General features: G+C 61.6%; 27 protein-coding genes and 1 pseudogene. 13 read left to right on the top strand and 15 right to left on the bottom strand.

Annotation, left to right across the window (positions count from 1 at the left end):
- Positions 1 to 156: 156 nt before the first annotated feature.
- Positions 157 to 669 (bottom strand): invasion associated locus B family protein, encoded by a 513-nt coding sequence (locus HJB83_RS13405; protein ID WP_007632470.1) that lies wholly within the window; start codon positions 667 to 669, stop codon positions 157 to 159.
- A 335-nt stretch (positions 670 to 1004) separates the two neighbouring features.
- Between HJB83_RS13405 and HJB83_RS13400 the strand changes: the two genes are divergently transcribed.
- Positions 1005 to 1565, top strand: a complete 561-nt coding sequence (locus HJB83_RS13400) for a sigma-70 family RNA polymerase sigma factor (protein ID WP_221115463.1) — start codon at positions 1005 to 1007, stop codon at positions 1563 to 1565.
- Here the strand turns inward: HJB83_RS13400 and HJB83_RS13395 are convergent.
- Both HJB83_RS13395 and HJB83_RS13390 read right to left on the bottom strand, forming a co-directional pair.
- Entirely contained in the window at positions 1562 to 1954 is a 393-nt protein-coding gene (locus HJB83_RS13395) for a YkvA family protein (RefSeq protein WP_221115462.1), read from the bottom strand. The two genes, HJB83_RS13400 and HJB83_RS13395, sit on opposite strands and share 4 nt — an antisense overlap.
- 79 nt (positions 1955 to 2033) lie before the next feature.
- A complete protein-coding gene (locus HJB83_RS13390; protein WP_207582143.1) occupies positions 2034 to 2339 on the bottom strand; it encodes a 4a-hydroxytetrahydrobiopterin dehydratase in 306 nt (101 codons plus the stop codon).
- 202 nt (positions 2340 to 2541) lie between these two features.
- On the opposite strand from HJB83_RS13390, the pseudogene HJB83_RS13385 reads away from it, so the two are divergent.
- Positions 2542 to 2989: pseudogene (locus HJB83_RS13385) on the top strand (low molecular weight protein-tyrosine-phosphatase).
- Here the strand turns inward: HJB83_RS13385 and thpR are convergent.
- Positions 2896 to 3489, bottom strand: coding sequence for an RNA 2',3'-cyclic phosphodiesterase (thpR, locus tag HJB83_RS13380; RefSeq protein WP_207582144.1), 594 nt, complete (start codon positions 3487 to 3489; stop codon positions 2896 to 2898). The pseudogene HJB83_RS13385 and the gene thpR overlap by 94 nt on opposite strands.
- Before the next feature lie 68 nt (positions 3490 to 3557).
- On the bottom strand, positions 3558 to 4202 hold the full coding sequence (locus HJB83_RS13375; RefSeq protein ID WP_221115461.1) for an arylesterase: 645 nt from the start codon (positions 4200 to 4202) through the stop codon (positions 3558 to 3560).
- A 72-nt stretch (positions 4203 to 4274) separates the two neighbouring features.
- Here HJB83_RS13375 and HJB83_RS13370 point away from each other — a divergent pair, with 72 nt between their 5' ends.
- From HJB83_RS13370 to HJB83_RS13355, 4 genes are all read left to right on the top strand, one after another.
- Positions 4275 to 4982 (top strand): ABC transporter ATP-binding protein, encoded by a 708-nt coding sequence (locus tag HJB83_RS13370; RefSeq protein WP_221131657.1) that lies wholly within the window; start codon positions 4275 to 4277, stop codon positions 4980 to 4982.
- Entirely contained in the window at positions 4979 to 7522 is a 2544-nt protein-coding gene (locus tag HJB83_RS13365) for an ABC transporter permease (protein WP_207582146.1), read from the top strand. The genes HJB83_RS13370 and HJB83_RS13365 overlap by 4 nt, the downstream gene beginning before the upstream one ends.
- A gap of 179 nt (positions 7523 to 7701) precedes the next feature.
- Positions 7702 to 8430 carry a Bax inhibitor-1/YccA family protein gene (locus HJB83_RS13360; RefSeq protein WP_007632456.1) on the top strand — a complete coding sequence of 243 codons (729 nt, stop codon included), beginning with the start codon at positions 7702 to 7704 and terminating at the stop codon, positions 8428 to 8430.
- Positions 8431 to 8539: 109 nt separating this feature from the next.
- Positions 8540 to 9097, top strand: coding sequence for a GNAT family N-acetyltransferase (locus HJB83_RS13355; RefSeq protein ID WP_221131709.1), 558 nt, complete (start codon positions 8540 to 8542; stop codon positions 9095 to 9097).
- 63 nt (positions 9098 to 9160) lie between these two features.
- Here HJB83_RS13355 and HJB83_RS13350 read toward each other — a convergent pair whose 3' ends face one another.
- From HJB83_RS13350 to acnA, 3 genes are all read right to left on the bottom strand, one after another.
- On the bottom strand, positions 9161 to 9562 hold the full coding sequence (locus tag HJB83_RS13350) for a DUF2794 domain-containing protein (protein WP_164007576.1): 402 nt from the start codon (positions 9560 to 9562) through the stop codon (positions 9161 to 9163).
- Between the two features lie 350 nt (positions 9563 to 9912).
- Positions 9913 to 10653 carry a thioredoxin family protein gene (locus HJB83_RS13345; protein ID WP_207582147.1) on the bottom strand — a complete coding sequence of 247 codons (741 nt, stop codon included), beginning with the start codon at positions 10651 to 10653 and terminating at the stop codon, positions 9913 to 9915.
- Between the two features lie 235 nt (positions 10654 to 10888).
- The gene (gene acnA, locus HJB83_RS13340; protein ID WP_207582148.1) at positions 10889 to 13579 is read right to left on the bottom strand and encodes an aconitate hydratase AcnA; all 2691 of its coding nucleotides are present in this window, start codon (positions 13577 to 13579) and stop codon (positions 10889 to 10891) included.
- 261 nt (positions 13580 to 13840) lie between these two features.
- On the opposite strand from acnA, the gene ccmA reads away from it, so the two are divergent.
- From ccmA to HJB83_RS13315, 5 genes are all read left to right on the top strand, one after another.
- Positions 13841 to 14488, top strand: coding sequence for a heme ABC exporter ATP-binding protein CcmA (gene ccmA, locus HJB83_RS13335; protein ID WP_207582149.1), 648 nt, complete (start codon positions 13841 to 13843; stop codon positions 14486 to 14488).
- Between the two features lie 241 nt (positions 14489 to 14729).
- Positions 14730 to 15389: a heme exporter protein CcmB gene (ccmB, locus tag HJB83_RS13330; RefSeq protein WP_207582150.1), complete on the top strand. Its 660-nt coding sequence runs from the start codon at positions 14730 to 14732 to the stop codon at positions 15387 to 15389.
- Between the two features lie 47 nt (positions 15390 to 15436).
- On the top strand, positions 15437 to 16198 hold the full coding sequence (locus HJB83_RS13325; RefSeq protein ID WP_207582151.1) for a heme ABC transporter permease: 762 nt from the start codon (positions 15437 to 15439) through the stop codon (positions 16196 to 16198).
- 3 nt (positions 16199 to 16201) lie between these two features.
- Positions 16202 to 16369, top strand: coding sequence for a heme exporter protein CcmD (ccmD, locus tag HJB83_RS13320; protein WP_207582152.1), 168 nt, complete (start codon positions 16202 to 16204; stop codon positions 16367 to 16369).
- Positions 16366 to 16974 carry a DsbE family thiol:disulfide interchange protein gene (locus HJB83_RS13315; RefSeq protein WP_207582153.1) on the top strand — a complete coding sequence of 203 codons (609 nt, stop codon included), beginning with the start codon at positions 16366 to 16368 and terminating at the stop codon, positions 16972 to 16974. Before ccmD ends, HJB83_RS13315 begins: the two co-directional genes overlap by 4 nt.
- A gap of 4 nt (positions 16975 to 16978) precedes the next feature.
- On the opposite strand, the gene HJB83_RS13310 is transcribed toward HJB83_RS13315, so the two are convergent.
- The 7 genes from HJB83_RS13310 to HJB83_RS13280 form a co-directional block, all read right to left on the bottom strand.
- A complete protein-coding gene (locus HJB83_RS13310; protein WP_221115456.1) occupies positions 16979 to 17569 on the bottom strand; it encodes a DUF2585 domain-containing protein in 591 nt (196 codons plus the stop codon).
- A complete protein-coding gene (locus HJB83_RS13305) occupies positions 17566 to 18210 on the bottom strand; it encodes a septation protein A (protein ID WP_007632438.1) in 645 nt (214 codons plus the stop codon). Before HJB83_RS13305 ends, HJB83_RS13310 begins: the two co-directional genes overlap by 4 nt.
- Before the next feature lie 78 nt (positions 18211 to 18288).
- Positions 18289 to 19908 carry a signal recognition particle-docking protein FtsY gene (gene ftsY, locus HJB83_RS13300; RefSeq protein WP_221115455.1) on the bottom strand — a complete coding sequence of 540 codons (1620 nt, stop codon included), beginning with the start codon at positions 19906 to 19908 and terminating at the stop codon, positions 18289 to 18291.
- A 17-nt stretch (positions 19909 to 19925) separates the two neighbouring features.
- Positions 19926 to 21200: a tRNA (N(6)-L-threonylcarbamoyladenosine(37)-C(2))-methylthiotransferase MtaB gene (gene mtaB / locus HJB83_RS13295; RefSeq protein WP_221115454.1), complete on the bottom strand. Its 1275-nt coding sequence runs from the start codon at positions 21198 to 21200 to the stop codon at positions 19926 to 19928.
- Positions 21197 to 22102: a diaminopimelate epimerase gene (gene dapF / locus HJB83_RS13290; RefSeq protein WP_221159561.1), complete on the bottom strand. Its 906-nt coding sequence runs from the start codon at positions 22100 to 22102 to the stop codon at positions 21197 to 21199. Before dapF ends, mtaB begins: the two co-directional genes overlap by 4 nt.
- 112 nt (positions 22103 to 22214) lie before the next feature.
- The gene (locus tag HJB83_RS13285) at positions 22215 to 22439 is read right to left on the bottom strand and encodes a hypothetical protein (protein ID WP_207584398.1); all 225 of its coding nucleotides are present in this window, start codon (positions 22437 to 22439) and stop codon (positions 22215 to 22217) included.
- A gap of 57 nt (positions 22440 to 22496) precedes the next feature.
- Positions 22497 to 22718 (bottom strand): hypothetical protein, encoded by a 222-nt coding sequence (locus HJB83_RS13280; RefSeq protein WP_221131655.1) that lies wholly within the window; start codon positions 22716 to 22718, stop codon positions 22497 to 22499.
- Between the two features lie 223 nt (positions 22719 to 22941).
- Between HJB83_RS13280 and ffh the strand changes: the two genes are divergently transcribed.
- Both ffh and HJB83_RS13270 read left to right on the top strand, forming a co-directional pair.
- Positions 22942 to 24528, top strand: a complete 1587-nt coding sequence (gene ffh, locus HJB83_RS13275) for a signal recognition particle protein (protein ID WP_207582158.1) — start codon at positions 22942 to 22944, stop codon at positions 24526 to 24528.
- Positions 24529 to 24544: 16 nt separating this feature from the next.
- Positions 24545 to 24865 carry a chorismate mutase gene (locus HJB83_RS13270; RefSeq protein WP_003543666.1) on the top strand — a complete coding sequence of 107 codons (321 nt, stop codon included), beginning with the start codon at positions 24545 to 24547 and terminating at the stop codon, positions 24863 to 24865.
- Positions 24866 to 24885: the final 20 nt, after the last annotated feature.

Raw genomic sequence — 24885 nt, 5'->3', positions numbered from 1 at the left:
CAAAACTGTGCGGCGGTTTTGCGACAACGACATGTGGAAACCAAAGACCTAAAGCGTGGAAAGCGAATCTGAAAGATCCCGCTGCGCTTTAGATGGAATCGAGAGGGGCCGGCGCAAGGCCGGCCCCTCTCGAAATTCTGCGGTGGGAAAGGCTGCTTACTTGCAGCTTTCGATCTGCTTCAGCGCAGCCGAGATGCCGGAGAGCGAATAGCTGTAGGAGGTGCCGGTGCCCTTGCGCGAAACGGCATTCACCGTCATCGAATGACCGGTCTTCATCGCCGCGACGAGGGCTGGCTCCTGCGCCGCATTCTCGACCCAGCCGGCCTTGTCCTTGGTGAACATCACGAAGGTCTTGTTGTCGATGACGACGTTGATCTTCGAATTTTCCTTCACCGTGTAGCCCATCATCGCCTGCGGTTCGTAGGAGATGTTCTGGCCCGGACGCTGCGAGACGATGAAGAAGTTGTCGCCGTGGTCAACGCTTGCCGGCTGCTTTGCCGTCGGAACGGACAGCACATAGCACACGGTGCTATTGCCCGACTTGTAGGAGTAGGCGCCCCATGCCTGGAACTGCTGGATGCGGTTCGGCGCGGCGGCCTGTTGCGCTGCCGCAACTCCGGCCATAACAAGGGTGAGTGCGAGAGCGGATACGATACTTTTTACAAACATGGATTCCTGCCGGTTCTTGCGATCAAGGCCCGAAGCGATCATAGCGGGCGCCGCATAATCACGATCTGCTTTATTTTGACTTAATTCAGGTTACCAAATGGTCAACAATAGCCGCGATTTGTATGTGCCTGTGTCATTTCAGCTCGAGTGTCAATTTTCGACCCTTTGACGGTATCGGCTGCAACACCGTGTCCCGATGGTACTGGCCGTCCGTTCCGCTGAATTTAAGACACAAAGATTCAGGCAAGAGTTTGACCTTTCCCAAATCCGTTGTACCTCATTAAGACTTGGAAATCCGATACGAATTTATTGCGCAGGGGGGCTGGTGAGGGGACATGGATGCCGAGGAAAGACAGCGTTTCGCTGCCCTTGCAAAGGCCGTCGCCAGAGGTCGCGACCAGCAGGCCTTTTCCATCCTGTTCGACTATTTCGCACCCCGGCTGAAAGCCTGGCTGATGCGCCAGAAGATGACCTCAGGCGAGGCCGAGGAACTGGTTCAGGAGACCATGATCGTGCTCTGGCACAAGGCAGATCTCTACGATGCCACGCGATCTTCGCTCTCGACCTGGCTTTTCCGCATTGCCCGCAATCGCCGCATCGACATGCAGCGCCGCGTCAATACCCGCATCTTCGATGAAACCGATCCGGCTCTGCAGCCGCCGGCCGAAATCGGCGCGGAGGAAATCGTCGCCAACGACGATCGCGACGCCAGGATACGCGCCGCCGTCGGCCAATTGCCGGAGGAGCAGCGCGATATGCTGCGCGCCGCCTTCTTCCTCGGTCAATCGCACTCGGAAATCGCCGAAGCGACCGGGCTGCCGCTCGGCACGGTGAAGTCGCGAATCCGGCTTGCCTTCGGCAAGCTCCGCAAGGTGCTGGAACGCGAGATGGCTTAGATCGTCTTCATCGTTTCTTCGGTCCGGTCGGCCAGAACGCGGTCGGCCGCCTCGTAGTGGCCCGGGCGGATATGGCCACGCACCATGGCGAAGGCCGCCGAGAGCACGGCGATGTCGTCGGAAAAGCCGATGACGGCGAAAACATCCGGGATTATGTCGATCGGCATGACGAAATAGGCAAGCGCTGCGAGCAGCACGCCGCGCACCTTCGTCGGCGTCTGCGGATCGAGCGCGCAGTAGAAACCGGCGACGACATCGCGTGAGAACGGAATTTGCCGCACAGCCCGCCGGAAAGTCGGCCAGAATTTCTGCCGTATGGTCTTTTCCCGTCGGCTCTGGGTGTCCTCGTCGCCTGGCAACAGGATTTCCCCGAATTTGACGTCGTTCATCCCTGCCTCCTTTCGTCCAAGCGAACATATGGTGATGGCGCCCACTCTTTCAATCGACCCCTTTCAATCGGCCCCGCTTTCAAACGCCGCGTCGCGACGCAACCTTCTCCATCGCCTTGGCGAGCTTGAAATCCAGCTCCGTCAGTCCGCCGGCATCATGCGTGTTCAGCGTCACATCCACCCTGGAATAGACGTTGAACCATTCAGGATGGTGGTTGAGCTTCTCGGCCGTGATCGCCGTCTCCGTCATGAAGCCGAAAGCCTCGATAAAATTTGCAAACTTGAAGCTCTTCGATATCGAAGAGGCCGCATCATTGAGCGCCCAGCCCGCAAGCCCCGCCAGTTGCGCCTCGACCGCCGTCCGTTCCAGTCTTTCCATTTTCATGCCATGCTCCTCCTGTGTGTCCGACAGGTCTACCGATGAAACGCATCAGCATCCTCTTCGTTTGCATGGGCAATATATGCCGTTCTCCGCTAGAACAGGATGATTTTAGGCCGGGTCGGCCTAAAATCTGAATCCTGTTCTACATTAAAGAGTTAGAGCATGATGTCGTCCGAAAACCGCTTACACTTTTCGGCATCATGCTCTGGCGGAGGGAATTTTCAGCCACGTCGCCGCCGAGGCGGATTTGAGTGGCCGCTTCACGATCGATTCCGCCGGAACCGGCGGCTGGCATGAAGGCGAGCCGCCTGACCGGCGGTCGATCGCCACGGCGAAAAGCCACGGGATCGATATATCCGGGCAACGCGCCCGCCGAATCCGCTCCAGCGATTTCAGGGATTTCGATCTGATCCTGGCCATGGACCGCGATAATGTGGCGGCGCTCGAAAAGATCGCGCCGGCCTGAGGCAACCATCCGTCTTTTCGGCGATACCGCGCTTGGAACGGGAGAGGATATTCCCGATCCCTATTATGGCGGCCCGGAAGGTTTCGAGCTGGTCTATACCAGGCTCTTGACCGGCTGCAGCAGCCTGCTCGAAACGCTAGGCGTCGAGCGCGCCTCGTGCAGAGGGAACACTTCCTCGGTGAGGTAAGGCCCCCCGCCGACCGATTCGCGCGACGAAAGCAGCACGAAGCGCGGCGCGGTGAAACTTGCGGTGTGGAAGTTGCCGCGTCCCGCCAGATATTGCACGACATCGTCGAGCCGCGACGATTTAAGCCGCGCCAGCGTCACATGCGGCATGAATTTGCGCGGATCCGGCGGCAGGCCGATACGCTGGCAGATGCGCTCGATCTCACCCTGCAGCGCATGCATTTCAGGCGATTGCGAAACACCGGCCCAGACCGAATGCGGTTTCTTCGAACCGAAGGAACCGATGCCTTCGAGCCGGAACTGGAATTCCGGCCGGTCGATCCGGTCGAGTCGTTCTACGATTTCATCAGCCGTGCGGCCGTCAACATCACCGATGAAGCGCAGGGTGATGTGGTAATTCTCCACATCGATCCATCGTGCTCCGGGGAGGCCACCGCGCAGCAATGAAAGGCTCATCGCCGCATTGCGCGGAATTTCGAGGGCGGTAAAAAGTCTCGGCATAACGAGCACTCCCCGAATCTTTTGCAGATGCTCACACGGAATCACGCAATCAACGACCGCGCAAGCCCCTATTTCTTCACAGAAGAAATCGCTTCGACGAAATTTGTGACGGCGGGCTCCATCTTCCCGACCATGATCTCGACACCTCTCGTATTCGGATGCATGCCGTCTTCGAGTTTAAGCCCTGGATCCAGCGCGACACCGTCGAGAAAGAACGCGTAGAGCGGAAGTCCGTGTTTTTCCGAAAGCCTCTGGTAAATCGGATTGAACCGCGCCGCATAATCCGCCCCCATGTTCGGCGGCGCCATTATGCCGGCAAGCAAAACGGCAATCCCGCGATCCTTTAGCCGAGCAATCATCTGATCGAGATTCTTCTCGCTTTCCTCAGGCGGGATGCCGCGCAACGCATCATTGGCGCCAAGCTCCAATATGACGCCATCGGTGCCGTCAGGTATCGACCAGTCGATGCGAGCAAGCCCCCCTGACGTCGTGTCGCCGGAGACCCCGGCATTGGCAACGGCGACGTCGAGCCCCTTCGCCTTCAGGGCCGCCTGCAGCTTTTCCGGAAAGCCGTCGCCGGGCGGCAGCTGGTAGCCCGCCATCAAACTGTCCCCGAAACCAACGAGATTGATCGTTCGGGCATCCGCTGCAACGGCAAAGACCAGCGAGACGGCAATGACGGTGAATTGAAGCGCGGCAACTTTAAATCTCATTCTGGCTTCCCTAGATTGGCGAAGTGCTGTTATGCGGCCATTCGATTATGGATTTATATAGGGCGATTTCTGTTGGCAAAAACCATCATCGAGTTGAAGGGCGCCGATCTGACCCTCGGCAGTGCAGCCGCCTCCGTGCATGTGCTGAAGGGCATCGATCTCGATGTCTCCGCCGGCGAATCCGTCGGCATCGTCGGCCCGTCCGGTTCCGGCAAATCGACCCTGCTGATGGTGCTTGCCGGGCTGGAGAAACTCGACAGCGGCGAAATCAACATCAACGGCACGCCGCTTCATACGCTGAGCGAGGATCAGGTCGCCGATTTCCGCGGCCGCAACATCGGTATCGTCTTCCAGTCCTTCCACCTGATCGCCAACATGACGGCGCTGGAAAACGTTGCCGTGCCGCTGGAACTCGCCAATGTCGGCAACGCTTTCGAGATCGCCCATCGCGAGCTGAAATCGGTCGGCCTCGGTGAACGGCTGAACCATTATCCCGGCCAGCTTTCCGGCGGCGAACAGCAGCGCGTGGCGATCGCCAGGGCGCTTGCCCCCTCTCCGGCCCTGCTGATCGCCGATGAACCCACAGGCAATCTCGACACCGAGACCGGTCGCCAGATCGCCGACCTGCTGTTCTCCAAGCAGGCCGAACGCGGCATGACCCTGTTGCTCGTCACCCATGACGTCTCGCTCGCAAACCGCTGCTCGCGCCAGATCCGCGTCCGCTCCGGCAGGATCGAAGGCGACAGCGCCGCCCGCCACAACGAGGCGGCGATCGCATGAGGATCATCACGCCGCGCGTCTCGCTCGCTTTTCGCCTGGCGCTCCGCGAGCTGCGCGGCGGCATTCGCGGCTTCTACATCTTCCTCGCCTGTATCGCCCTCGGCACGGGTGCGATCGCCGCGGTCAATTCCGTGTCGCAGTCGATCACCGACACGATCGCTTCGCAGGGGCAGGAGCTGCTGGCCGGCGACGTGCGTTTCGAGCTCAACAATCGCGAGGCGACGCCCGAGGAAATGGGCTTCCTCGACGGCCTCGGCACCGTTTCGGTCTCGACGGGCCTGCGCTCGATGGCCCGCAAGCCTGACGGTTCCGATCAGGCGCTGGTCGAGGTCAAGGCCGTCGATGACGCCTACCCGCTCTACGGCCGCTTCGTGGCCGAGCCGGACTATCCGCTCGCAGCCCTGCTTTCAGGCCAAGGCGGCACCTATGGTGCGGTCGCAGCCCCATTGCTTCTCGATCGGCTCGGGCTTGCGGTCGGCGACGAATTGCTGCTCGGCACCGTCAAGCTCAGCATCACCGGCACGGTGAAAACCGAGCCGGATGCATTGTCGGAGGGTTTTGGCTTTGCGCCGCGCCTGCTCGTCAGCCGCCGGGCGCTCGCAGCCTCCGGGCTGATCCAGACGGGAAGCCTAGTCGAACATGCCTACAAGATCCGGCTGGAAGACAAGGGCGCGATGTCGGGCATTCAGGCGCGCGCCACCAAGGAATTCCCCTCCGCCGGCTGGGCTGTTCGCACCAGCGACCGCGCCGCACCCTCGCTCACCGAAAACATCACCCGTTTCTCGCAGTTCCTGACGCTGGTCGGCCTGACCGCGCTGATCGTCGGCGGCGTCGGTGTCGCCAATGCCGTGCGCGCCTTTCTCGATTCCAAACGCACCACCATCGCCACCTTCAAATGTCTGGGTGCGCCGGCGCAGGTCGTCGTGTTGATCTATCTCTTCCAGATCGCCATCATCGCGCTTGGCGGCATCCTGATCGGCCTCGTCATCGGCGCCCTGTCGCCGATCTTCGCCGCGCAGTTCCTGGCGCAGTTCCTGCCGGTCTCGACTGCGCCGACCCTTTATCCCGGCGCCCTGCTGCTTGCCACGCTCTTCGGCATCCTGACGACACTCGCCTTCGCCATCCTGCCGCTCGGCCACGCCCGCGAAGTGCCTGCGACGGCACTCTTCCGCGAGCAGGGTTTCGAGGCCCGCCGCCTGCCCTCCTGGCCCTACATCCTGCTGGCCGCGCTGTTCATGGCCGCCCTTGCCGGCCTTGCCATCGTCACCGCCTATGACCGCTTCATCGCCGTCGTCTTCGTCGGCGCGATCGTCTTTGCCTTCGTCGCCCTTCGCCTTGTCGCCGCGCTGATCGCCTGGCTTGCGCGCCGCAGCCCGCGCGTCAACTCGCCGGCATTGCGGCTGGCAATCGGCAACATCCATCGCCCCGGCGCGCTGACGCCCTCGGTCGTGCTCTCGCTCGGCCTCGGCCTGGCTTTGCTGGTGACGCTGACCTTGATCGACGGCAACCTGCGTCGGCAGCTGACCGGCCGCATGAACGAAGGCGCGCCGAACTTCTTTTTCGTCGATATCCAGAGCGCCGAGGTCGACGCCTTCCGCGATCTCGTCAAGGCGCAGGCGCCGCAGGGCAAGCTCGTTGAAGTGCCGATGCTGCGCGGCCGGATCGTCGCCTTCAACGGCGAAGATGTCACCAAGTTGGACGTGCCGGCCGCCGGCCGCTGGGTGCTGAACGGCGATCGCGGCATCACCTATGCCGACACCCTGCCGGAGAATGCCGCCCTCACGGAAGGTAACTGGTGGGGCAAGGATTACAGCGGCGAGCCGCTCGTCTCCTTCTCGTCGGAAGAGGCGCATGAACTCGGCCTGAAGATCGGCGATAAGATCACCGTCAACGTGCTCGGCCGCAATATTACCGCGAAAATCGCCAATCTGCGCCGCGTCCAATGGGAATCGCTGTCGATCAACTTCGTCATGGTTTTCTCGCCGAACACCTTCCGCGGCGCCCCGCATGCCTGGCTGGCGACCCTCACTGATCCCTCCTCGACACCGGCCGAAGATGCGGCGATCCTGAAATCCGTCACCAACACCTATCCGACGATCACCAGCGTCCGCGTCAAGGACGCGATCGATATCGTCAACCAGCTGGTCGGCGAGCTTGCGACCGCAATTCGCGCCGCCGCCTCCGTTGCTCTCATCGCCTCGATCCTCGTCTTGGCCGGCGCGCTTGCCGCCGGAAACCGGGCGCGCACCCACGACGCGGTGGTGCTGAAGACGCTTGGCGCCACCCGCGCCATGCTGATCCGCGCCTTCAGCTACGAATATCTGATCCTCGGGCTGGCAACCGCAATCTTCGCGTTGATCGCCGGCGGCGTTGCCGCCTGGTTCATCGTCGCCCGCATCATGCGCCTGCCCTCGACCTTCCTGCCCGATGTGGCGGGGCTGACGCTGGTGACCGCGCTCGTCCTCACCGTCGGCATCGGCCTCATCGGCACCTGGCGGATCCTCGGACAGAAGGCGGCGCCCGTCCTGCGCGAACTCTGACCGGATAGCGACGCCCAAACCCTTCACCTTACGGCGATTTAACCGACCGAGCCTTTGCAAGCCTCTTGTTTGCGATCGGCGAAAGCCTCATATTGTCTGCAGGCATGCTGGAGCTCCGCAGCGGCGCCCGGGTCGAAAACCCGACACCGTATTTCCATCGGAGCTTGTAAGAGGAAACTATGGCTGACCTTCGTAACTATCAAAGCCGCGCGCAGACCGGCGAGATGATTGATCAAGGCCTGCGCACTTATATGCTCAAGGTTTACAACCTGATGGCGCTGGGTCTGGCGATCACCGGCGTGGCCGCATATCTCGGATTCAACTTCGCTGTTCAGGACGGCCAGCTCACCCAGTTCGGCGTGCTGCTGTTCCAGTCGCCTTTGCGCTGGGTCGTCATCCTTGCGCCTCTTGCGGCCGTCTTCTTCCTGAGCTTCCGCATTAACAGCATGAGCGTGGCCGCCGCCCAGACGACTTTCTGGGTCTATGCCGCACTTGTCGGCCTGTCGCTCTCGTCGATCTTCCTGGTCTACACCGGCCAGAGCGTCGTTCAGACCTTCTTCGTCACCGCCGCCTCCTTCGGCGCGCTGTCGCTTTACGGCTACACCACGAAGCGTAACCTGTCGGCGATGGGCTCGTTCCTGATCATGGGGCTTTTTGGCCTGATCATCGCTTCAATCGTCAACATCTTCCTGGCGTCGTCCGCGCTGCAGTTCGCGATCTCCGCGATCGGCGTCCTGATCTTCGCAGGCCTTACCGCCTACGACACGCAGCGGATCAAGGAATTGTACCTGGAAGCCGATGACGTCGCCGTGGCCGGCCGCAAGGCGATCATGGGTGCGCTGACGCTCTATCTCGACTTCATCAACCTCTTCATGTTCCTGCTCCAGTTCATGGGCAACCGTAAATAAGCAGGACAGACTGAGATCGAAAAGGCGGCTTCGGCCGCCTTTTTTGTTGCGCCGGCTTTCGCGGAATGGTTTAGGAGAGACCTTGCCCTCCGATGGACCTGCCGCCGAAATGTCCCTCCTCCTGCGCAATGCTTCCGAAGCCGATATCCCCGCCATCGCCGAAATCTATCGCGAATCCGTCCTGAACGGCACGTCGAGCTATGAGATCACGCCGCCGTCCGAGGCTGAGATGGCGCAGCGGTTTGCGGCGATCGTCGGCCAGCAATATCCCTATATCGCCGCAGCCGATGCTGACGGAAACCTGCTCGGCTACGCCTATGCCTCGGCCTTTCGCGTCCGCCCGGCCTATCGCTGGATAGTCGAGGATTCGATCTATCTGGCGCCCGAAGCCCGCGGCCGCGGCATCGGCAAAGCATTGATGACCGAGCTGATCGACCGCTGCACCGGTCTCGGTTTTCGTCAGATGATCGCGGTCATCGGCGGCGCCAGCCCCGCCTCGATCGCGCTTCATCTCAAGGCGGGCTTCGTGGAGGTCGGCCTGATGCGGGGGGCCGGCTACAAGCATGGCCGCTGGCTGGATACGATGCTCATGCAGCGCGTCCTCGGCGAGGGTATGACGACCGATCCGGATCCGTCCATCTATCCCGGCACGCTGTTTGCCGGCTGATGCATGTCGCCCGGAAGTGTGCAGCGGTTCCGGGATAACGACATGCAGAAAAAGTGTTTCGGCTTACTTATCGACCAGCTTCAGCGCCTTGTCGAACACCTTCAACACCTGGTTCAACTCGTGACCGCGCTTCAGAATGGTGCCGTGGACGTTGATCACCGAATAGGCGCCCTGCTTGGCGGCAAGCTTGGGATTTTTCTCGACGCGGAAGAGCGGCATTTCACCGGAGCGTTTGAAGACGGAAAATACCGCCCTGTCTTTCAGATGATCGATGGCGTAGTCGCGCCATTCGCCGTCACCGACCATACGGCCGTAGATCCAGAGGATCGCATCCAGTTCGCGCCGATGAAAGGTCACCGGAAGTGGATCTTTGCTTTGCTTGTATTCCCTGAGATCGACGACGACTGAGGAACTATTGTCGACGGAACGGCTTTCGCCGTGTCGCAAATCCGGCTGATCTGTCATTCAGTCTCCGAGGCCTCTGCATGTGACAGGAGAGTGACAGTGTGCCCGAGCCGCCGCAAATTGCAAGAGTGCCGGCCGTCACATTCGGCCGCACTCCAGCGCCGCGCGTTGGACGCGCAAGGATGCCGTAGCACTTTGAATCGGCGCATCGTCCGATGCGCATAATAGCGTTGTCGCTTTCTCGGTAGCGCCGCATTTCAGTCAAAACAGCGCCTCATTTGCAGGAGAATTATGAATCCCGGTTTGGCGCCAGCGCGCCAAAGGGCCCGGCGGAGCGTATCGACCTTAACCCCAGCCCCGAATACGCTCGGCCGGGCCGCCCGGTACTTCATCCGCAAGCGGATGAAATCTCAGATGTTTTTTCCAGCCATCACCACGGTCGCCCCAAGGATCGCAGCCGGATCGCCGTTGTCGGTCGCCGATTGCAGCAGGATCGCGCAGCCCTCGAGCTGCGGCCGCTGCAGGACACTGGCTGGCAGCGTCAGACTGGTCGCCTTGCCGTCCCACATGCCGACGGTTTCGACATTGGTGACGCTGTGCAGATAGGAAATCTTCTTTCCGCTGTTCTCGCCCTTTTCGACGTCGATGGTCTTTTCCTTGTCGAAATACACCATCACGACATTGGCTTTGCCCTGTCCCGCGCCGATCTTGATCTCCAGCTCGTCGCCGCGCATCGACGCGCTGATGGGGACGGTCAGCCCGTTGCCTTCGCCGCTATAGGTATCGAGCTTGCCGTTGATACCGTTGAGATCGGCGCCGGCCAGATGACCGCGCCCGTTGACGATGGCCTGCGGCGTGTAGACGTTGCTGCGGCCCATTGTCCTCGCATAGCCATATTGCCGCTCGGTGTTTTCCTTCGAGCTCAGCGTATCGGCCCAGCCGAGATAGTTCCAGTAATCGACATGATAGGCGAGCGCGATGACATCGCCCTGGCTCACCAGCTTACGGAAAGCAGCATCCGCGGGAGGACAGGAGGAGCAGCCCTGCGCCGTAAACAGTTCGACGACACCTTTCGGCGTGCCGTCTTCGGCCTGAAGCGGGCCTGAGAGAACAACGCCGGCGATCAGCGGAATCAGAAAACGGGGGGACATTCACCTGCACCTCTTTTTCAGCGCCGACGGCGTGTTCGACCGGAGGCCCTGACATATGAACGTACGAATAATCCTTCCGGATCCAAACGAAAAGTCACGAACGGGTGAGACGCAGCGCAACCGGAACCCGCATAAAACAAATCATCGTGAGGTCCCTCAAATACCGTCGCCGCAAAGAAAAGCCGCCGGAAAATGCTCTCCGGCGGCCATCATCATATTATGAAGCTCTTAACAATCAGGCAGCGAGATCGCGCAGAACCGTCTGCAGGATGCCGCCATTGTTGAGGTAGACCACCTCGTCGAGCGTATCGACGCGCGACAGCAGCGGAACTTCCTTCACAGTGCCGTCGCCATAGGTGATCTTGGCGATCTTCTTCTCGCGCGGCTTGATCTTTTCCAAGCCCTCGATGGTGACGAGCTCGTCGCCCTTCAGGCCGAGGCTCTGCCAGGTCGTACCCTCTTCGAAGACGAAAGGAATGATGCCCATGCCGACCAGGTTCGAGCGATGGATACGCTCGAAGGACTGGGCGACGACAGCCTTGACGCCGAGCAAATTGGTGCCCTTGGCAGCCCAGTCGCGCGAGGAGCCGTTGCCATATTCGACACCGGCGAAGATGACGAGCGGCACGCCTTCGGCCTTGTACTGCATCGCCGCGTCGTAGATCGAGGTCTCTTCCTTCGACGGGTAGTGGATGGTGTAGCCACCTTCCTTGCCGTTCGGGCCGAGCATATGGTTGCGGATGCGGATATTGGCGAAGGTGCCGCGCATCATCACTTCATGGTTGCCGCGGCGTGTGCCGTACTGGTTGAAGTCGGCAACGGCGACCTCATGGCCGAGCAGATAGGCACCTGCAGGGGATGCCGCTTTGATCGAACCGGCCGGCGAAATGTGGTCGGTGGTGATCTTGTCGCCGAACAGGCCAAGGACGCGGGCGCCCTTGATATCGGCGATGCCGGTGCCCTTCTTGCCCATGCCGACGAAGTAGGGCGGGTTCTGGACATAGGTCGAATCGTCGTCCCAGGCATAGGTCTGGCCCGGAGGAACCTGAACTGCCTGCCAGTTGACGTCGCCCTTGAAGACGTCGGCATACTTGCTTTCGTAAAGTTCGCGGGTCACGTATTTCTGGATGAACTCCTGCACCTCGTGCGAGGTCGGCCAGATATCCTTGAGATAAACCGGATTGCCGTTCTGGTCTTCGCCGATCGGCTCCTTGGTCAGATCCATCTGCACCGTACCGGCGAGCGCATAGGCGACGACGAGCGGCGGCGAAGCCAGGTAGTTCGCCTGCACGTCGGGCGAAATGCGGCCTTCGAAGTTGCGGTTGCCGGAAAGGACGCCGGAAACGATCAGGCCCTTGTCGTTGATCGTCTTCGAGATCGGCGCCGGCAGCGGGCCGGAATTGCCGATGCAGGTGGTGCAGCCGAAGCCGACGAGGTTGAAGCCGAGCTTGTCGAGATCGGCTTGCAGGCCTGACGTGGCAAGATATTCGCCGACGACTTGCGATCCCGGTGCCAGCGAGGTCTTCACCCAGGGCTTCGTCTTCAGGCCCTTGGCTACGGCGTTGCGAGCCAGAAGCCCGGCAGCGATCAGTACCGACGGATTGGAAGTGTTGGTGCACGAGGTGATGGCAGCGATCGCCACGTCGCCATGGCCGAGATCGAAATCCGTGCCTTCGACGGCGTAGCGGTTGTTGAGCTGGCCCGGCTTCTTGTAATCGGCATCCATCGAGCCGGCAAAGCCGGTCGCGATGTTCTCGAGCGAGATGCGGCCTTCCGGACGCTTCGGGCCGGCCATCGACGGCACCACGTCGCCAAGATCGAGTTCCAGCGTATCGGTGAAGACGAGATCTGAACCGTCGCCATCACGCCACATGCCCTGGGCCTTCGAATAGGCCTCGACGAGAGCGATCCGGTCATGCGTGCGGCCGGACACGGTGAGGTAGTTGATAGTCTCGCCATCGACCGGGAAGAAGCCGCAGGTGGCGCCGTATTCCGGACCCATATTGCCGATCGTCGCGCGGTCGGCGAGCGGCATATTGTCCATGCCGGGGCCGAAGAATTCGACGAACTTCGAAACGACGCCCTTCTTGCGCAGCATCTGCACGACGGTGAGGACGAGGTCGGTCGCCGTGACGCCTTCCTTGAGCTTGCCGATCAGCTTGAAGCCGATGACTTCGGGCAACAGCATCGAGACCGGCTGGCCGAGCATCGCCGCCTCAGCTTCGATACCACCCACACCCCAGCCGAGCACGCCGAGACCGTTGATCATCGTCGTGTGGCTGTCGGTGCCGACGCAAGTATCCGGATAGGCGATCGTCTCGCCGTCCTCTTCCTTGGTCCAGACGGTCTGGCCGAGATATTCGAGATTGACCTGATGACAGATGCCGGTGCCGGGAGGCACGACGCGGAAATTCTTGAAGGCCTGCTGGCCCCATTTCAGAAAGCGGTAGCGCTCGCCGTTGCGCTGGTATTCCAGCTCGACATTCCTGGCGAAAGCCTGCGGCGTGCCGAATTCGTCGACGATGACCGAGTGGTCGATGACGAGATCGACGGGAACGAGCGGGTTGATCTTCTCGGGATCGCCGCCGAGCGACACCATCGCGTCGCGCATCGCGGCAAGATCGACGACGGCGGGAACGCCGGTGAAGTCCTGCATCAGCACGCGCGCCGGGCGGTAGGCGATTTCGTTTTCGACCGCACCCTTATTATTCAGCCATTCGGCAACAGCGAGGATATGCTCCTTGGTGACCGACTGGCCGTCTTCGAAGCGCAGCAGGTTTTCGAGCAGCACCTTCATCGAATAGGGAAGCTTCGAGACGCCGGCCAGACCGTTTGCCTCAGCCTTGGGCAGGCTGTAATAGACATAGTCCTTTCCACCAACGGAAAGGGTGGAACGACAATTGAAGCTGTCAAGAGATTTAGACACGAGAGACCCCGTTCTGATAGCCAACACAGTCGTGCGAACGCCTATGCACTTAATGCACATCAGGATGCGGGTACGGCCATTTCCGCTGTCCGCACGTGGAACAGATGCTCCAAGTTCGGCGCAAGGATGAAATTCACGCCGACCGCTGGCGTGGTTGCGGCTCTTATAGATAATTTCCTAAAAACTTGCCATACCCGAGCGCGGTCAAAATCGGAGATTTTTTGACCCCGCCGCGACCCGAAACGAAGAAAGAGCCGACGCATGCATCTCACCGCCGAAAATCTGGCTGCCAGGCGCGGTGAGGATCTCATTTTCGTTAACATTTCCTTTCACTTGGCAGCCGGCGAGGCGCTTGTGCTGACGGGAAGAAATGGATCGGGAAAGTCCACTTTGCTGCGGGTTGTCGCCGGCCTCCTGAGTCCGGAAAAAGGCGCCGTCATCTTCCATGACGGAGAGGGCGGAGACGACCGCCGTTCTTCCGAGGTCAGCCACTACCTTGGCCATCGAAATGCGATGAAGAATGAACTTACAGTTGCAGAAAACCTCGATTTCTGGCGCAGCTTTTTTGGCGGTATAGGAGGCTCTGCCGGTCTCTCCGTCGAGGACGCCGCTGACGCCGTCGGCCTTTCGGGGATCACCCACCTTCCCTTCGGTTACCTCTCCGCCGGCCAGCAGCGTCGATTCGCCTTCGCCAAGCTGCTCGTCGCCCATCGCCCCTTATGGATCCTCGATGAACCGACAGCCGCACTGGATGCCCGCGCCGACCAGCTGCTGGCCGAATTGATCGAAGCGCATCTGGCCAAAGGCGGCATCGTGCTGGCGGCGACGCATCAGCCGCTGGGGCTGAAGAATGCGCACGAGTTGAAGATGACCGGCTTTGCCGGTGTGGATCAGGGAGTGTGGGGATGATGGTTCGAGGCGTTGCACCCCCCCTCTGCCCTGCCGGGCATCTCCCCCACAAGGGGGGAGATCGGCCAGGGGCGGCCTCTTGCCCCAGTCAAACGCTGCAGATGGACGCGGCCGCTTGGCGCGCGATTAAGATTTCTCGAAGCCCATGCATCGTGCCGATCTCCCCCCTTGTGGGGGAGATGCCCGGCAGTGCAGAGGGGGGTGCCGCCCCGACCACAACTCATGCAAAGAGCCGCCCCGCATGACCGCCCTCTTCCTTCGCGACCTCAAACTCTCCATCCGCGCCGGCGGCGGCGCGCTGATTGGCGTGCTGTTCTTCCTGACCATTGTCGCCGTCATCCCCTTCGGGGTCGGTCCGGACCTCAAGCTGCTTTCGCGCATTGGCCCCGCCATCGTCTGGATCGGCGCGCTGCTCGCCGCCCTTCTTGGCCTAGACCGCCTGTTCCAGGCCGAGCGCGATGACGGATCGCTCGACCTGATGCTGATGCAGGAAACACCGCTCGTCCTGACCGTCCTGGTCAAATGCTTCGCCCACTGGACCGCCACCAGCCTGCCGCTGGTCATCGCCTCGCCGCTGCTCGGCCTCTTCATGAACATGGACGAGAGGGCGATCGGCGCGACCGCGCTGACGCTGCTTGTCGGCTCGCCCGCCATCACCTTCATCGGCGCTGTCGGCGCCGCCGTCGCCGTGGCATTGCCCCGCGGCGGTCTGCTGGTCTCGATCCTCGTGTTGCCGCTGACCATCCCGGTGCTGATCTTCGGTGTCAGCGCCACCTATGCCGCCGTCGAGGATCCCGCCCCGTTCCTGCCGCCCTTTCTCATCCTCATCGCGCTGACGCTGTTCTTCGCGGTCATCGGCCCGGCTGCCGCGGCCCTTGCGCTGCGAAACACGGCGGATTGATTGGCATCCGATTGCGGGAAAAGTCGGATCACGGTAAGGAAGCGAACATGAGCCAAACCAGCCTTGCCATCAGCAAATTCAGCGACCTCGCCAACCCGACCCGGTTCTTGGCGCTGGCGGCGCGCGTCATTCCGTGGCTGGCCGGCATTACCGCCCTCTGTTTCGCGATCGGCCTCTATCTCAGCTTCTCCACAGAAGGTGATTACCAGCAGGGCGAAACCGTGCGCATCATGTACATCCATGTGCCCGCGGCCTGGCTTGCGATGATGTGCTACACGGTCATGAGCATCTCGGCGATCGGCACGCTGGTCTGGCGCCATCCGCTCGCCGACGTTGCCGCCAAGGCCGCAGCGCCGCTCGGCGCCGCCTTTACCCTGCTTGCGCTTGTCACCGGCTCGCTCTGGGGCAAGCCGATGTGGGGCACCTGGTGGGTTTGGGATGCGCGATTGACCTCGGTTTTCGTTCTCTTCCTGATGTATCTCGGCCTGATTGCGCTCAGCCGCGCCATTGACGATCCGTCGAGAGCCGCACGTGTCAGCGCCGTGCTCATCCTCGTCGGCTTCGTCAACATCCCGATCATCAAGTTCTCGGTCGAGTGGTGGAATACGCTGCATCAATCGGCAAGCGTGATGCGCCTCGATGGCCCGGCGATCGATCCGGAATTCCTGCGTCCGCTCTTCGTCATGGCGATCGCCTTTACCCTGCTTTTTTTCACGCTGCATATCATGGCGATGCGCAACGAGATCTGGCGCCGCCGCATTGCCGCCCAGCGCCGTCTTGCCGCCCGCCTTGCGAGCCGGGAGGAATAGCCGGTGACGCATGCCTTCTACGTCTACGCTTCCTATGGCTTTGCGGCGCTCCTGACGGTCGTCGTAACGCTATGGACCTGGGCCGACGGTCTAGCCCGCCGCCGTGAACTCGCAGCGCTCGAAGCCGCGGGCATTCGCCGCCGCTCGGCGCGCGCAAAGGACGGCGAATGAGCGAGACGCCTGAAACCACCACCGCCAAACCGCGCGGACTTGGCCGCTACGCGCTGGCGCTTCTGCCGCTGATCGTCTTCGGCGGCATTGCCGCAACGGCAGCAAAGATGCTCTACGACCAGGATTTCCACGGCAAGAACATCGCCGAAATCCCCTCCGCCCTGATCGGCACCAAGGCGCCGGCGCTGAACCTGCCGCCGCTCGCTGGCGCCAACCTGCCGGCGCTGACCGATGCCGCCGTCAACGGCAAGCTGACCCTCGTCAACGTCTTCGCCTCGTGGTGCATCCCCTGCCGGGACGAACATCCTGTTTTGAAAGAGCTGGCGAAAGACCGACGGCTGAACATCGTCGCCATCAACTACAAGGATAAGAGCGACAACGCCGTGCGTTTCCTCGGTGAGCTTGGCAATCCCTATCAGGCGATCGGCATCGATCCGAACGGCAAGGCAGCGATCGACTGGGGTGTCTACGGCATTCCGGAAAGTTACCTCGTCGGCCCCGACGGCACGATCCTCTATAAACGCGTCGGCCCCTTCGACGATATCAGCCTGAAGGAAGGGCTGTTTCCAGCGATGGAAAAGGCATTGGGGAAGCCGGTTTCGTAAGAGCTTACGCGCCGCCGCCCTGCCAGACCTTGATCGCCTCCACCGGCCAGATCAGCATCACCACGTTGAGGGTCAGGTTGTCGCGGATCATGTAGCCGGTGAAAATCTCGAAGAAGATGGCGATCGCAACCGTGAGCGCCACTGGCGCACGCGCTGCGAAGAAGAAACCGACGCACATGAAGACGGTATCCATCGCCGAATTCAGGATGCTGTCGCCGTAATAGTCGAGCGCGATCGTCGCCGTACGGTAGCGGTCGATGATCAGAGGCGAATTCTCCAGCAGTTCCCAGCCGGATTCGATGAACAGCGCCAGCAGCAGCCTCGCTGCCAGCGGTTTGCGGCGCAGGATCAGATGCCCGAGCCCGTAGAACAGGAAGCCGTGGATGATATGCGACGGCGTGTACCAATCCGACAGGTGCTGCGAATTGCCGCTGGTATTGACCCCGCCCTCCCACAACTTGACGTAGCCGCAGGCGCAGATCGGCACGCGGCCCATCATATATTCGGCGACGATCTGGGCGACCAGCACAGCAAGGCAGGCGACAAACCAGAAGGTCTGGTGTCTGGCCCGATATTCGACGTCTGCCGCGCTCACTTCTCGCCGTCCGTTTCCAGGTTGATGCTATGTTTGAGCACCAGCGGCATCTGCGCCAGCGTGAAGATGATGGTGATCGGCATCGTGCCCCAGACCTTGAAGGCGACCCAGGTACCGTCGGAGAAATTGCGCCAGACGACCTCGTTCAGCACGGCGAGAAACAGGAAGAAGATGCCCCAGCGAATGGTGAGCTTGCGCCAGCCCTCCGGATCGAGCTGAAAGGCGGCATTGAAGACGTAGCCGAGCAGCGACCTGCCGAAGGCAAGCCCACCAAGCAGCGCCACCCCGAAGAGCGCGTTGACGATGGTCGGCTTCATCTTGATGAATGTCTCGTTCTGCAGGTAGATGCCGAGCGCCCCGAAGATCAGCACCACGATGCCGGAGACGAACGGCATGATCGGCAGATGGCCGAGCACAATCTTCGAAACGATCAGCGAAATCGCCGTCGCCGCCATGAAAAGCCCGGTTGCGACGAACAGCGGACCACCCAGCTCCGAAAGAGCAGGAAACCGTTCCACCAGCCACTGGCCGCGCAGATTGGCGAAGAAGAAGATCAGCAGCGGCCCGAGTTCCAGTGCCAGTTTCAGCAACGGGTGATGCCGGTCGGCCGCGGTCGGGGTAATATCGCTTTCGGTGCTCATGCGTCCTTCAAACCTGCTATTCCTGAAAACCTGATTGCCGGCCGTGCCTTGCACGCTTTCGGCGGCATATCTGTGGCATCATTGGGGAAGTCCGGCAATGGCATGAGCGAAATCCTCAGCCTCGAACGGTTCCAGATCCTCGACGCCCTCGCCGATCCCGATGAAATAGACCGGCAGCTTATGCTTGGCGGAAATGGCAACGAGAATGCCGCCGCGCGCCGTGCCGTCGAGCTTGGTCATGATCAGCCCATTGACGCCGGCGACGTTGCGGAAGATCTCGACCTGGCTGAGCGCATTCTGCCCGGTGGTGGCGTCGAGCGTCTGCAGCACGGTGTGCGGAGCATCGGGATCGAGCTTGCCAAGCACGCGGACGATCTTCTCGAGCTCGGCCATCAGCTCGGCCTTGTTCTGCAGCCGGCCGGCGGTATCGACGATCAGCACGTCGCATTTTTTTGCTTTCGCCAGTTCGAAGGCGTCATAGGCAAGGCCGGCGGCATCGGCGCCGAGTTTGGTGCCGATGAATTCGGATTTCGTCCGGTCGGCCCAGATTTTCAGCTGCTCGATTGCCGCGGCGCGAAAGGTGTCGCCGGCAGCCAGCATCACCTTCAGCCCGGCGCCGGAGAGCTTCGCCGCGAGTTTGCCGATCGTCGTCGTCTTGCCGGTGCCGTTGACGCCGACGACGAGGATGACATGCGGCTTGTGCGACAGGTCGAGTTGCAGCGGCTTGGCGACCGGCTTCAGAACCTTGGCGATTTCGGACGCCATGATCCGGCTGACGTCCTCGCCGGTGACATCCTTGCCATAACGCTCGGAAGCCAGGGTATCGGTGACCCGCATGGCGGTCTCGACGCCAAGATCGGCCTGGATCAGCAGGTCTTCCAGATCCTGCAGCGTCTCGTCATCAAGCTTGCGCTTGGTAAAGAGCGCGGTGATCTGGCCGGTCAGCTGCGAGGAGGTGCGTGCAAGGCCGTTGCGCAGGCGCTGGAACCAGCTGAGTTTCGGCTGCGGGAGAATGGGTTCCGGCGCGACGATTGCCGGCCCGGTGGCAAAGCCTTTGGGAAGACTGGGAGATTCCGGCTTCGGCTGTTCGGCGATCGTCTCGGAAGGCTCGGTGGATGTGATACCCCCCTCTGCCCTGCCGGACATCTCACCCACAAGGGGGGAGATCGGCTGAACGGAAATGTCTTCTTCTACATTGATCTCAGCAGAAATTTCCTCTGAGAGCGCTTCTGCGACTTCCGCTGTCCCTTCGACCGAAGCCGGCGCGTCAGCCTCCGAACGATCTCCCCCCTTGTGGGGGAGATGTCCCGAAGGGACAGAGGGGGGTGCTTCCGCAGCGTTGCCGTTGGTCGGCTGGGTTTCCGTCTCCGCTTCTGCGGTGGCCTCGGCCTCCAGCAGCGAAAGCGGCACCACACCCATGTCGCTCAACTGGTCAGCAGGGGGCAGGATAGCGGGTTCGGCATCATCCTCGCCGGCAGGCTCCTCCGCCCCGCCCTGTCCGACATCGGCAGCCGGGCCGCCAGCCGTATCCATTTCCTCGGCGAGAACCGGATCATCGGCAAGCGGCAGATGCTCTTCGCGCGAATGCGGCTCAAGTTCTGCTTGCAGCGCCTTTACGTCGGCAGTCTCTACCGTATCTGTCTCCGCCGGCTTGTCCTTGCCGAAGGTGAAGACCTTTTTGATAAAACTGAGCGCCATGGGGATTCCGTGAGAAGTCAGGCCGCCTCTGCGGCCGTCAATTGCATGTCGAGATGCTTGCCATTGTGGCCGGTGATCGTGGCCGGCACAAGTTCGCCGGGACGAAGGCCGGGTGCCGCGGCAAGCGTGAAGTTTTCCGTATGCGCCAGGCCGCTGTTTTCGACAAGCAGCCATTGCCGGCTGCCGATCATGCCGTCGAGATGGGCTTGATGGAGCCTATGTCCAGTGGCACGCAGCCTGGCGGCGCGCTCCTTGACCTGCGACCGGTCGAGCTGCGGCATGCGGGCTGCCGGCGTGCCGGGACGGGGGCTGTAGGGGAAGACGTGCAGATGCGCGATGTCGGCCTCTTCGGCCAGCCGCACGGCATTTTCGAACATCTCTTCGGTTTCGGTGGGAAAGCCGGCGATCATGTCGGCGCCGAAGCTCATATTGGGGCGAAGGCGGCGCGCCTCCTCGATGAAACGCAGCGCATCGGCGCGCAAATGCCGGCGCTTCATCCGCTTCAGGATCATGTCGTCGCCATGCTGCAGCGACAGATGCAGGTGCGGCATGAAGCGGGACTCGTCGGCGATGAGATCCATCAGGTGGGCATCGGCCTCGATGCTGTCGATCGAGGAAAGCCGCAGGCGGCGAATATCCGGAAGCTGTTTCAGCAGCGTCTTCGCCAGAAATCCGAGCGTCGGCGCCCCCGGCAGATCGCCGCCATAACTTGTGGCGTCGACGCCGGTCAGCACGATCTCGCGATACCCGCTGTCGACGAGCTTGCGGGCCTGGTCGACGACCGCTCCCATCGGCACGGAGCGGGAATTGCCGCGGCCATAGGGGATGATGCAGAAGGTGCAGCGGTGGTCGCAGCCATTCTGCACCTGGATAAAGGCGCGCACATGGCCGTCGATATGCCTGACCATCTGCGGCGCCGTCGCCTTGACGCTCATGATATCGTTGACACGGAGTTTCTCTTCGGCCGAAACGCCGAAGTCCGGCAGGCTGCGATAGGAGCCGCTCGAAAGCTTCTCCTCGTTGCCGAGCACGGCATCGACCTCTGCCATCGCGGCGAAGGTCTCTTTCTCAGTCTGTGCGGCGCAGCCGGTGACGATGATGCGGGCATGCGGATTGTCGCGTCGCACCCGGCGGATCGCCTGGCGGGCCTGGCGCACAGCCTCACCGGTGACCGCACAAGTATTGACCAGGACGGCGTTGTTGAGCCCGGCCTTCTCAGCCTGCGCCTTCATCACTTCCGATTCATATGTGTTGAGGCGGCAGCCGAAGGTAATGACCTCGATGCCGCTCACTGTGCCTCCGCCTCTCGGGTACCATCGCGTGACCAGAGACCGGTCGAAGGATCGACCCTGCCCGACCATTCCCATTCGGCTGGGCCGGTCATGATGACATGGTCGTCGCGCTCGCGCCATTCGATCGAAAGCGTGGCCGGCGGCTTGGCGCTTGCGACGTTGACCGTCACCTTGCGGCCGGTGCGGCCGGTGCGTGCGGCGCTGACAGCGGCGGAACAGGCCGCCGAGCCGCAGGCGAGCGTCAGCCCGGCGCCGCGCTCCCAGGTGCGCGTCGTGATCGATGTCGGCGAGGTCACCTGCGCCAGCGTGATATTGGAGCGCTCGGGAAACATCGGATGGTTTTCCAGCAGTGGTCCGAAGCGGGCGAGATCGTGGGACATCACGTCCCGATCCACCCAGAAGATCGCATGCGGATTGCCCATCGACATCACCGAGGGCGAATGCAGCACCGGATTGTCGATCGGTCCGATCTGTAGTTCGATGCGGCTGGTATCGTGGAATTCTTCGGCGAGCGGGATCCTGTTCCAATCGAACACCGGCCGGCCCATATCTACCGAGATCGTCCCGTCCTCGTGCTCGACGGCGTTGAGGATGCCGGCGACCGTCTGGAAGGTGAAGGCCTTCCGGCCGGTCTCGGCGGCCAGCGCCTGCACGACGCAGCGCGTGCCGTTGCCGCAAGCCTGCGCCTTCGAACCGTCGGAATTCAAGATATCGATGAAGGCGTCGGTGCCCTCGGCCTTCGGATCATGGATCGCCATGATCTGGTCGAACTCGGTCTGCGGATCGACATTGAGCGCAACCGCCGCCGCAGGCGTCACCTTGTCCGGCCGGCCGCGCATGTCGACAACCAGGATCTTGTTGCCAAGCCCGTTCATCCTCGCGAATTCGACCGTTGCGCTCATGATATCATCCGTCCGTCTTTCCGGTGTATATGGCGGAAATGCGAAAGAATTACCAGTGGGATGAGTGCCGGGCAGACGCTGTGGCCCGCCGACCCTTCAAGCCGGTTCGGCTTTACCGCTCGGCGCCGTCTGGATCGAAGGACGCGGCATGCGCCTCGACAATAGCTGCGGTGATGACCTTTCTCAGCTCGTAGACCAGCGAGCGGGACCGCTTGCGATCCAGATCCTGTGCCGCCTTTGCAAGGTTCAGGCCTTCGTTCAAAACAATATGATGGGCCCGCGCCAGCGCCCAGCTCTCAATATCAGGATTTAACATTCGATATCTCCGCCGATTCATCGGCATCAAGGATATTCACGAATCATTTTACAGGACGCACTTAAGTAGAAAGTAGAATCACAAGCGGAATAATTTGCAACTGGCCGCTACAGCGAATTCGAACGACTGAGCGGAATTTTGAGCGGTAAAATCTGAAAACCGGCAGAATTCGCCGGCAGAATCGCAAGTCCAATACATCGGTTCAATCGACGATCGACTGCGTTGTTTCTTCAGGACGGCACCGTCGCGCACGCCGACATCACGCGACTTCTGAAAAATCGCGACGAGCCGTTGCCCCATCTGCCTTGACTTTCCCGCGCGTTTCCTGTTTATCCTGCCCAATCCGCGACGAGCCGCATGACTCCGAGCCGCCGACCGGGACCTGAGATCCCGGAGGTCAACACCCGACAGCGCGATGCGCCCTCGGGTGCTTTTTGGCTTTGCGTCTTGTTTTCGTCAAGGAAAAGCACGACGTTTCCGGGCATATCCGACCCCCCGCCCGAAACGTATCAAGGAAGAGCCGATGTTTGAAAACCTCCAGGACCGTCTTGGATCCATTCTGAATGGACTGACAGGCCGTGGCGCGCTTTCGGAAGCCGATGTTTCCGCAGCGCTGCGCGAGGTTCGCCGTGCTTTGCTGGAGGCGGACGTCGCTCTCGACGTCGTGCGCTCCTTTACCGACCGCGTGCGTGAAAAGGCCGTCGGCGCCGAGATCCTGAAGTCGATCAAGCCCGGCCAGATGGTCGTCAAGATCGTCCATGACGAACTGATCGAGATGCTGGGCGGCGAAGGTGTCGGCATCGACCTGCATGCGGCGGCCCCCGTCGTCGTCATGATGGTCGGCCTGCAGGGCTCCGGCAAGACGACGACGACGGCCAAGATCGCCCACCGCCTGTCGACGCGCGATAAGAAGAAAGTGCTGATGGCGTCGCTCGACACGCGCCGTCCGGCAGCCCAGGAGCAACTTCGCCAGCTCGGCGCCCAAGCCAATATCGACACGCTGCCTGTCATATCAGGCCAGTCGCCGACCGATATCGCCGCCCGCGCCGTCCAGGCGGCCAAGCTCGGCGGCCATGACGTCGTCATCCTCGATACCGCCGGCCGCACCCATATCGACGAGCCCTTGATGGCCGAGATGGCCGACATCAAGAAGCGCTCGAACCCGCATGAAATCCTGCTGGTCGCCGACAGCCTCACCGGTCAGGACGCCGTCAACCTCGCCCGCAGTTTCGACGAGCGCGTCGGCATCACCGGCCTGGTGCTGACCCGCATGGACGGCGACGGTCGCGGCGGTGCTGCCCTTTCGATGCGCGCCGTCACCGGCAAGCCGATCAAGCTGATCGGCGTCGGCGAGAAGATGAGCGAGCTCGAGGAGTTCCATCCCCGCCGCATCGCTGACCGCATCCTCGGCATGGGCGACATCGTTTCGCTCGTCGAGCGCGCGGCCGAGAATATCGACGCCGAGAAGGCGGCCGCCATGGCCGCCAAGATGGCCAAGGGCAAATTCGACCTTGACGACCTCGCCGACCAGCTGCGCCAGATGCAGAAGATGGGCGGTATGGGCGGCATTATGGGGATGATGCCCGGCATGTCGGGCATGAAGGACAAGATGGCCGCAGCCGGCCTCGACGACCGGCTTTTCGGCCGTCAGATCGCCATCATCCAGTCGATGACCAAGGCCGAGCGCACCAATCCCGACCTGCTCAAGCATTCGCGCAAGAAGCGCATCGCCGCCGGCTCCGGCACCGATGCCGCCGCCATCAACAAACTTCTGAAGATGCACCGCCAGATGGCGGACATGATGAAGATGATGGGCGGCAAGGGCAAAGGCGGCATGATGAAGCAGATGATGGGCGGCCTTGCCGGCAAGATGGGGCTTGGCGGTGGCATGGGCGGTATGGGTGGCGGTATGCCCGATCTCTCGAATATCGATCCCCGGCAGCTCGAAGCCTTGCAGAAGCAGGCAGAAGCGGCGGGACTTGGAAAGCCGGGTGGGGGTATGCCCGGTCTCGGCGGTCTGCCGGGTGGTTTGTCGGGCCTCGGCGGCGCCAAGCTGCCGGGCCTTGGCGGTGGTTTCCCGGGATTGCCCGGATTGCCGAAGAAGAAGTGAAAGGATCGCTTGCCCCATGATTGATCCAAACGTCAAAGCCCAGCTCGCGAGCTATCGTCAGTCGATCGACAACATCGATGCCGCTCTCGTGCACATGCTGGCCGAACGCTTCCGCTGCACCAAAGAGGTCGGCGTGCTGAAGGCCAAATACAATCTGCCGCCGGCCGACCCGGCGCGCGAGGAATACCAGATCGAACGCCTTCGCCAGCTGGCGAAGGCTGCCAATCTGGACCCGGATTTCGCCGAGAAGTTCCTGAACTTCGTCATCAAGGAAGTCATCCGGCATCATGAGCAGATCGCTGCGGATCACGCTGAGCAGAGCGCCGCAGCCCGATAACCCCGCCTAATCAGGCGATC

The organism is Rhizobium sp. NZLR11 (assembly GCF_019685115.1).
GTDB lineage: Bacteria > Pseudomonadota > Alphaproteobacteria > Rhizobiales > Rhizobiaceae > Rhizobium.
The sequence above is the reverse complement of the archived record's forward strand: the minus strand, read 5'-3'. Positions and strand labels throughout refer to the sequence as shown.

Excerpts from the sequence above, each read along its gene's own strand:
- HJB83_RS13395 (WP_221115462.1), bottom strand. The coding sequence starts at position 1,954 with ATGAACGACGTCAAATTCGGGGAAATCCTGTTGCCAGGCGACGAGGAC.
- HJB83_RS13390 (WP_207582143.1), bottom strand. The coding sequence starts at position 2,339 with ATGAAAATGGAAAGACTGGAACGGACGGCGGTCGAGGCGCAACTGGCG.
- HJB83_RS13375 (WP_221115461.1), bottom strand. The coding sequence starts at position 4,202 with ATGAGATTTAAAGTTGCCGCGCTTCAATTCACCGTCATTGCCGTCTCG.
- HJB83_RS13355 (WP_221131709.1), top strand. The coding sequence starts at position 8,540 with ATGTCCCTCCTCCTGCGCAATGCTTCCGAAGCCGATATCCCCGCCATC.
- ftsY (WP_221115455.1), bottom strand. The coding sequence starts at position 19,908 with ATGGCGCTCAGTTTTATCAAAAAGGTCTTCACCTTCGGCAAGGACAAG.
- HJB83_RS13325 (WP_207582151.1), top strand. The coding sequence starts at position 15,437 with ATGAGCCAAACCAGCCTTGCCATCAGCAAATTCAGCGACCTCGCCAAC.
- dapF (WP_221159561.1), bottom strand. The coding sequence starts at position 22,102 with ATGAGCGCAACGGTCGAATTCGCGAGGATGAACGGGCTTGGCAACAAG.
- HJB83_RS13405 (WP_007632470.1), bottom strand. The coding sequence starts at position 669 with ATGTTTGTAAAAAGTATCGTATCCGCTCTCGCACTCACCCTTGTTATG.
- HJB83_RS13345 (WP_207582147.1), bottom strand. The coding sequence starts at position 10,653 with ATGTCCCCCCGTTTTCTGATTCCGCTGATCGCCGGCGTTGTTCTCTCA.
- ccmA (WP_207582149.1), top strand. The coding sequence starts at position 13,841 with ATGCATCTCACCGCCGAAAATCTGGCTGCCAGGCGCGGTGAGGATCTC.
- ffh (WP_207582158.1), top strand. The coding sequence starts at position 22,942 with ATGTTTGAAAACCTCCAGGACCGTCTTGGATCCATTCTGAATGGACTG.
- HJB83_RS13400 (WP_221115463.1), top strand. The coding sequence starts at position 1,005 with ATGGATGCCGAGGAAAGACAGCGTTTCGCTGCCCTTGCAAAGGCCGTC.
- HJB83_RS13365 (WP_207582146.1), top strand. The coding sequence starts at position 4,979 with ATGAGGATCATCACGCCGCGCGTCTCGCTCGCTTTTCGCCTGGCGCTC.
- HJB83_RS13315 (WP_207582153.1), top strand. The coding sequence starts at position 16,366 with ATGAGCGAGACGCCTGAAACCACCACCGCCAAACCGCGCGGACTTGGC.
- ccmB (WP_207582150.1), top strand. The coding sequence starts at position 14,730 with ATGACCGCCCTCTTCCTTCGCGACCTCAAACTCTCCATCCGCGCCGGC.
- HJB83_RS13360 (WP_007632456.1), top strand. The coding sequence starts at position 7,702 with ATGGCTGACCTTCGTAACTATCAAAGCCGCGCGCAGACCGGCGAGATG.
- HJB83_RS13350 (WP_164007576.1), bottom strand. The coding sequence starts at position 9,562 with ATGACAGATCAGCCGGATTTGCGACACGGCGAAAGCCGTTCCGTCGAC.
- HJB83_RS13280 (WP_221131655.1), bottom strand. The coding sequence starts at position 22,718 with ATGGGGCAACGGCTCGTCGCGATTTTTCAGAAGTCGCGTGATGTCGGC.
- HJB83_RS13285 (WP_207584398.1), bottom strand. The coding sequence starts at position 22,439 with ATGAATCGGCGGAGATATCGAATGTTAAATCCTGATATTGAGAGCTGG.
- thpR (WP_207582144.1), bottom strand. The coding sequence starts at position 3,489 with ATGCCGAGACTTTTTACCGCCCTCGAAATTCCGCGCAATGCGGCGATG.
- HJB83_RS13305 (WP_007632438.1), bottom strand. The coding sequence starts at position 18,210 with ATGAGCACCGAAAGCGATATTACCCCGACCGCGGCCGACCGGCATCAC.
- HJB83_RS13270 (WP_003543666.1), top strand. The coding sequence starts at position 24,545 with ATGATTGATCCAAACGTCAAAGCCCAGCTCGCGAGCTATCGTCAGTCG.